General features: G+C 73.7%; 7 protein-coding genes and 1 pseudogene. 4 read left to right on the top strand and 4 right to left on the bottom strand.

What is annotated here, in order from left to right:
• Together EEJ42_RS11010 and mscL are read left to right on the top strand one after the other, a co-directional pair.
• Positions 1-420 (top strand): RcpC/CpaB family pilus assembly protein (locus EEJ42_RS11010; protein ID WP_123099769.1); only part of this gene is annotated, 420 nt, incomplete at its 5' end.
• 93 nt (positions 421-513) lie between these two features.
• Positions 514-1,005: a large conductance mechanosensitive channel protein MscL gene (mscL, locus tag EEJ42_RS11005; protein WP_123099768.1), complete on the top strand. Its 492-nt coding sequence runs from the start codon at positions 514-516 to the stop codon at positions 1,003-1,005.
• A gap of 58 nt (positions 1,006-1,063) precedes the next feature.
• On the opposite strand, the gene EEJ42_RS11000 is transcribed toward mscL, so the two are convergent.
• Positions 1,064-1,252: a hypothetical protein gene (locus EEJ42_RS11000; protein ID WP_123099767.1), complete on the bottom strand. Its 189-nt coding sequence runs from the start codon at positions 1,250-1,252 to the stop codon at positions 1,064-1,066.
• 3 nt (positions 1,253-1,255) lie between these two features.
• Positions 1,256-1,798 carry an AMP-binding protein gene (locus tag EEJ42_RS10995; RefSeq protein WP_246096360.1) on the bottom strand — a complete coding sequence of 181 codons (543 nt, stop codon included), beginning with the start codon at positions 1,796-1,798 and terminating at the stop codon, positions 1,256-1,258.
• A 202-nt stretch (positions 1,799-2,000) separates the two neighbouring features.
• On the opposite strand from EEJ42_RS10995, the gene EEJ42_RS10990 reads away from it, so the two are divergent.
• Both EEJ42_RS10990 and EEJ42_RS10985 read left to right on the top strand, forming a co-directional pair.
• On the top strand, positions 2,001-3,149 hold the full coding sequence (locus EEJ42_RS10990; protein ID WP_123099766.1) for a P1 family peptidase: 1,149 nt from the start codon (positions 2,001-2,003) through the stop codon (positions 3,147-3,149).
• Positions 3,150-3,214: 65 nt separating this feature from the next.
• A complete protein-coding gene (locus EEJ42_RS10985; RefSeq protein WP_123099765.1) occupies positions 3,215-4,135 on the top strand; it encodes an FAD-dependent oxidoreductase in 921 nt (306 codons plus the stop codon).
• A 7-nt stretch (positions 4,136-4,142) separates the two neighbouring features.
• Here EEJ42_RS10985 and EEJ42_RS10980 read toward each other — a convergent pair whose 3' ends face one another.
• On the bottom strand, positions 4,143-5,714 hold the full coding sequence (locus tag EEJ42_RS10980; protein WP_425472876.1) for a PTS fructose transporter subunit IIC: 1,572 nt from the start codon (positions 5,712-5,714) through the stop codon (positions 4,143-4,145).
• 179 nt (positions 5,715-5,893) lie between these two features.
• Positions 5,894-6,334: pseudogene (locus EEJ42_RS54585) on the bottom strand (PTS sugar transporter subunit IIA); the annotation flags it as partial.
• Positions 6,335-6,398: the final 64 nt, after the last annotated feature.

Here is a 6,398-nt window from a genome sequence, read left to right as displayed (position 1 = left end):
GCCGGGCTGGCGCTGACGGCCGCCGCGCTCGCGGCCGCGGCACCGTCCGGTCAGGGATCCTCGCGCCCGGAGCCCTCCCCCGCCACCGCGGCCGGGGGCCGGTACGAGCCACCACGCCCCGCCGTGGTGTCCGCGCCGGTCCGGATCGCCGACGCGGCGGCGGTGCGGCTTCTGCACCCCGGCGACCGGGTGGACGTGCTGGCCACACCCGCGCCCGACACCGTCCGGCAGCGCGGGTCCGATGCCGCGGCGCGGATGGTCGCCCGCGGGGTCCGGGTGGCCTCCGTCCCCGGTCTCCGGGACGGCGGCCCGGCGGACGGCGGGGCGCTGGTGGTGCTCACGGTGCCGCGCGCGGCCGCCGCCGCGCTCGCCGGGGCCGAGGCCACCTCACGTCTGGCGGTGACACTGTGCCGCTCCTGACACCCGTGCCTCACCTCTTGGGCCTGCTCGGCGCCGGTGTAGGTTGCGGAACCGTCCGCTCCAGCACCGTCGCGGCGAGAGAAAGGCAGTGGGTTGAGCGAAGAGAAGAGGACCGAGACGCAGGAGAAGGAGAGCGTCTGGGAGGGCTTCAAAGCCTTCCTGATGCGCGGCAATGTGATCGACCTCGCGGTCGCGGTCGTCATCGGAGCCGCCTTCACTTCCGTCGTGAACTCCGTGGTGAAGGGCCTGATCAATCCCATAGTGGGCGCCTTCGGAACGAAGGACTTGGAGAAGTACCGCTCCTGCCTCGAGGCGCCCTGCGAGACGAACGCGGCGGGCGAGGTGGTGCACGGCATCCCGATCATGTGGGGCAGCATGCTGTCGGCCGTGCTGACCTTCCTCATCACCGCGGCGGTCGTGTACTTCCTGATGGTGCTGCCGATGTCGCGCTATCTGGCGCGCAAGGCCGCCAAGGAGCAGCAGGCCGAGGAGGAGCAGGCGGAGACGGAGGCCGAGGAGATCACGCTGCTCCGCGAGATCCGGGACGAGCTGGTGGCCCGCCGCGAAGGCAGCCCCATCCCCTAGCCGAGCGCCTGATCGGCATCGTGCGCCGTCAGGGCTTCCGGCCTGGGGCCTCTCGCCGTCAGAGGTGGTGGGGCGGCTTCTCGTCCAGGAACCGGGCCAGGTCCGCGGCGCTGTCGGCGCCCTGCCCGCCGGGAACCCGCTCACCCCACCCGCGGTCCGTATCGTCCGTGGACGGCTGCGCCAGAGGATCGTCGAAGATCAGCGCGGCGGCGGGATCGCGCGGTCCAGGGGCGGGGGCGGTGCTCATGGCTCAAGAGTACGACCGCGGCAGCGGTTCGGTGTACCGGCCGAGCTCGTCGTGCCACCACAGGTCCCGGCCGGGCTTCCAGGAGACCGGGCGGGAGAGGCGGTGCACGACCAGCACGTTCCGGACGCCGGGGCAGCCGGTGAGCGCCCGGTCGACAAGCTGCTTGAGGGGCTGCTGCTCCCCACAGCGCTGTTCCCCGTCCGCGGTGATGACGATCTTGGCGTCCATCTCCCTGATGCGGTCGCGCAGTTCATGCGGGCGCAGCCCCACCGGCAGGCTGCCGCGGACGACGTCCAGGCGGCCACAGGCGAGCGTGGCGATCACGGACTCGGGCACCAGCGGCAGGTGGACCGCCACCCGGTCGCCGGCCCGGACTCCGAGCCGGGTGAGGGCGGCGGCCGCCCTGGCGGCCTGGTCGAGCAGCTCGGCGTGGGTCAGCTCCTCGGTGCAGTCGGGCTCACTGACCCACCGGAGGGCCACCCGGGAGGTCTGCCGCGTGGCGGCGGCCAGTGTCGGGAGCTCCTCCGTCCGGGAGGTATGGGGCACGGCGGTCTTCCTTGAGGCGGGGACGAACGGCATACCGCACAGCCTGCTGTCAGGTCATCAACATCTGATGAACGCCCGCTATATGAGGCGACGATGGTCCGGCGCGCGCCGTCCGGAGGTGCTCGCGAGGGCCCTTGCTCCGGGGCCGGGCACGCCTCGTTGTACGACCATGACACGAGTCGCCGTGCTACGCATAGCGCTCATGGATACCGAGCGAACCACCCACGAATCCCCGCACACCGGCCGGGCCGACGCCCTGACAGACGTACCCGGGCTGCGCGTCGGCCATGCGCAGCGCACCGGAGGCGGATGGCTGACCGGAACGACCGTCGTGCTGGCCCCCGAGGGCGGCGCCATCGCCGCCGTCGATGTGCGCGGCGGTGGGCCGGGCACCCGGGAGACCGATGCCCTCGATCCGCGCAATCTCGTCCAGCGCGTGGAGGCCGTCGTGCTGACCGGCGGCAGCGCGTTCGGCCTGGACAGCGCCTCGGGGGTGGCCGCCTGGCTGGAGGAGCACGGCCGCGGCTTCCGGGTCGGTCCCGATCCGGCGCAGGTCGTCCCGGTCGTCCCGACGGCCGCCCTCTTCGACCTCGGCCGGGGCGGTGACTGGCGGGCCCGGCCGGGCGCGGCCCTGGGCCGGGAGGCCGCCGAGGCGGCGGCCGGTGCGGAGCCTGGCGCACCGGTCGGGCAGGGCAATCTGGGCGCGGGCACGGGCGCGGTGGCCGGTGGGCTCAAGGGCGGCACGGGATCGGCGTCGCTGGTGCTGCCGTCCGGCATCACGGTGGCCGCGCTGGTGGCGGTCAACGCGCTCGGATCGGTGGTCGATCCGCGGACCGGCGTGCTGTACGGGCAGGGGTACGAGCCGTCCGGGGACGGCGGGCCCTACCGCCCCGGCGGAGAGGAGCACGCGGAGGCGGTGCGCCGCCTGGCCACCGCACGGGCCGAGTCGGAGCGGCGCCAGGCCGCGTCCGTACAGCCTCCGCTGAACACCACCCTGGCCGTGGTCGCCACCGACGCCGCGCTCACCCGGGCCCAGGCGCACAAGCTCGCGGGCACGGCGCACGACGGTCTGGCCCGGGCGATCCGGCCGGTGCACCTGATGTCCGACGGTGACACGGTCTTCGCCCTGGCCACCGGCGATCGGCCGCTGGCGCCGGAGGAGAGCGGGGGCGATGCGGGGGACCCGGCGTTCGGGGTGCACCGGGAGGCCGGAGCGCTGAACGAGGTGCTGGCTGCGGGAGCGGACGCGCTGACCCGTGCCGTGGTCAAGGCGGTGCTGGCGGCGGAGGGGGTGAACGGCCCGGGCGGGGTCTTCCCCGCGTACCGGGATCTGTACGACGGACCGTTCTGAGCGGACGACACCAAGAAGGTCGAAAGGGCCCCGAGGGACCGAGGACTGAGAGGGAGGGGATCACCTTGGACGCCGATCTGCTGATTGTCGGCGGCGGTCCGGCGGGCTGTGCGGCCGCCGTGATGGCGGCGAGCGTCGGGATGCGGTCCGTCCTCGTCGAGTCGGGCGGTGCGCTGTGCGGTGCGCTGCGGCGCATCCCGGTGGTGAGCAACGTCCTGGGCTTCACCACCGGCCCCGGGCTGGCGGCGGCGGTCGAGGCCGACGTGGCACGGTGTGCCCTCTGCCGGGTCGAACTCGGGCGGCGTGCCACGCGGGTCGACGCGTTCGAGGACCGGGTGGAGGTGACGGTCGAGGGAGCGAGGGCAGCCGGTGCGCGGCTGTCCGCTCCATATGCCGTCGTCGCCACCGGGGTCGGGCCGCTGGCACCCGCGGCCGCCGGGTGGCTCGCGGGAGCGGAGGGCCGTGAGCTCCCCCGGCTGTGGGAGGCGGATGCCGCGGCGCTCACCGGCCGCACGGTTCTCGTGCTCGGCGCGGACCGCCCGCTGGGCACCCTCACCCGGGCCCATCCGGAGCTGCGGGCCCGGTGCCTGGTCGCTCATCCGCCCGAGGACGCCTACAAGACCGAGGAGGTCGGGCAGGACGCCCGGGTGGAGCTGGTGGCCGTGCGGCGGCTGGAGTTGGGGCCACCGTCGGCGCCGCTGCGGGCCGAGGCGCTGACGGCAGCGGGCGAGCGGTGTGCCCTCACGGCCGACCTGGCGTTCCTGAATCTGGGCAGCGCCCCGGCGCCGCCCGGCGGGTCCGTCGTCACCGCCGGATCCGGATACTGCCCGCCGGGGCGCCAGCATCCGAGGATCCGCACCGCCGGTGATCTGCGCTCCGCCCGCTTCCAGCGGATCGCGACCGCGATGGGCTCAGGCAGCGAGGCCGCGCTCAGCGCCTACTACGCTGCGCGCGGCCTCGCCACGGATGGGATGGGGGGTGACTGAGATGGGGTCAGACCGCGACCGCCACCTTCTCCTCGTCCCCGGTGGCGCCCTTCGCGGAGGCGTCACCACCGGCCGGGGCCGTGGCGCCGGCCTCCGCCTTCTTCCGCAGCCCCTTGAGGAAGATCACCAGTCCGGCCGACACCACCGTGCCCGCCAGGATGGCCAGCAGGTAGAGGAACGGCTGGCCGATCAGCGGGACCACGAAGATGCCGCCGTGCGGGGCACGCAGCGTGCAGCCGAAGGCCATCGACAGCGCACCGGTGATCGCGCCGCCCACCATCGAGGAGGGGATCACCCGCAGCGGGTCCGCCGCCGCGAACGGAATGGCGCCCTCGCTGATGAAGGAGGCACCCAGCACCCAGGCGGCCTTGCCGTTCTCCCGCTCGGTCTTGGTGAACAGCTTTCCGCGCACGGTGGTGGCCAGGGCCATCGCCAGCGGCGGGACCATACCGGCGGCCATCACCGCGGCCATGATCTTGAGGCTGCCGTCGCTCGGGTCGGACACCGCGATGCCACCGGTCGCGAAGGCGTACGCGACCTTGTTGACCGGGCCGCCGAGGTCGAAGCACATCATCAGGCCGAGGATCACGCCGAGGCCGATGGCGTTGGCGCCGGAGAGCCCGTTGAGCCAGTCGGTCATCGCCTCCTGGGCGGAGGCGATGGGCTTGCCGATCACCACGAACATCAGGATGCCGACGATCGCCGAGGAGATCAGCGGGATCACCACGACCGGCATGATGCCGCGCAGGGCCGCCGGGACCTTGAACCGCTGGATGCCCATGACGACCGCACCCGCGATCAGGCCCGCGGCCAGACCGCCGAGGAAGCCCGCCTTGATCGTGGTCGCGATGAAACCGCCGACGAACCCGGGCACGAGTCCTGGCCGGTCGGCCATGCCGTAGGCGATGTACCCGGCCAGGACCGGCACCAGGAAGGTGAACGCCGCGCTGCCGATCTGGAAGAGCAGCGCCGCCCAGCTGGCGGTCTCGGTCCACACGAAGTGGTCCGCGACGGACTTGGCGCTGGCGATCTCGTAGCCGCCGATCGCGAAGGCGAGCGCGATGAGCAGACCGCCCGCGGCGACGAACGGGACCATGTAGCTGACGCCCGTCATCAGCCACTTGCGCAGCCGGGTGCCGAAGCGGTCGCCGCCCGCGTCCATCGGGGCGGAGCCGTCCGAGGCGTCATCGGACGCCGCCGCCGGTGCGCTGGTCTCGCCGCGCGCCGCCTTGTCGCGCGCCTCGGCCACCAGCTCGGCCGGGCGGTTGATGCCCGCCTTGACCCCGACGTCCACCGTCGGCTTCCCGGCGAACCGCTCCTTGTCCCGGACCTCCACGTCATGCGCGAAGATCACCGCGTCGGCGGCGGCGATGGTGGCGGCGGGCAGCTTCTCGAACCCGGCCGAGCCCTGGGTCTCCACCACCAGCTCGACACCGGCCTCACGGGCCGCGTTCTCCAGCGACTCGGCGGCCATGTAGGTGTGCGCGATACCGGTGGGACACGAGGTGACGGCGACGATCCGNCCGCGTTCTCCAGCGACTCGGCGGCCATGTAGGTGTGCGCGATACCGGTGGGACACGAGGTGACGGCGACGATCCGGAAGGGCGCCGCCGCGGCCGCCGGTGCGGGCTCGGGGGTCCCGGCGGGCGCGGAGGTCCCGGCGGGTTCCGCCGGGCCGCCCGCCGTGTCCTTCGGCTCCTCGGCCGCGGGCTCCTCCGCGGCGCTGTCCGAGGCGCTGTCCGAAGCGGCCGACGATTCCTCGTCACCGCGGATCAGGGCGGCCACCCGGGCCGGGTCGTCGGCGGCCCGCAGGGCGCCGGTGAACTCGGCGTTCATCAGAGACCGGGCGAGGCTGGACAGGATCGTCAGGTGATCGCTGTCGGCACCCGCGGGGGCCGCGATCAGGAAGATCAGGTCGGCCGGTCCGTCCGGCGCGCCGAAGTCGATCCGGGTCGTGCTGCGCCCGAAGGCCAGCGTCGGCTCGGTGACGTGCTCGCTGCGGCAGTGGGGTATGCCGATGCCGCCGTCCAGGCCGGTCGGCATCTGCTCCTCGCGGGCCGCCACGTCGGCGAGGAAGCCGTCGAGGTCGGTGACCCGGCCCGCCGCGACCATGCGCTCGGCGAGCGACCGGGCGGCGGCTTCCTTGGTGTCGGCGGACAGGTCAAGGTCGACCAGATCCGCGGTGATCAGCTCACTCATCTCGCGGCTCCCTTGGGTGCGATACCGCCCTGGGACAGGCGGGCGGAGGGGGTGGGGACTGGGG

This window comes from Streptomyces botrytidirepellens, assembly GCF_003721215.1.
GTDB classification, from domain to species: Bacteria; Actinomycetota; Actinomycetes; order Streptomycetales; family Streptomycetaceae; genus Streptomyces; species Streptomyces himastatinicus.
Note: the sequence above shows the minus strand (reverse complement) of the source record. Positions and strands in the feature narration are given on the sequence as shown.

Excerpts from the sequence above, each read along its gene's own strand:
- EEJ42_RS11000 (WP_123099767.1), bottom strand. The coding sequence starts at position 1,252 with ATGAGCACCGCCCCCGCCCCTGGACCGCGCGATCCCGCCGCCGCGCTG.
- EEJ42_RS10990 (WP_123099766.1), top strand. The coding sequence starts at position 2,001 with ATGGATACCGAGCGAACCACCCACGAATCCCCGCACACCGGCCGGGCC.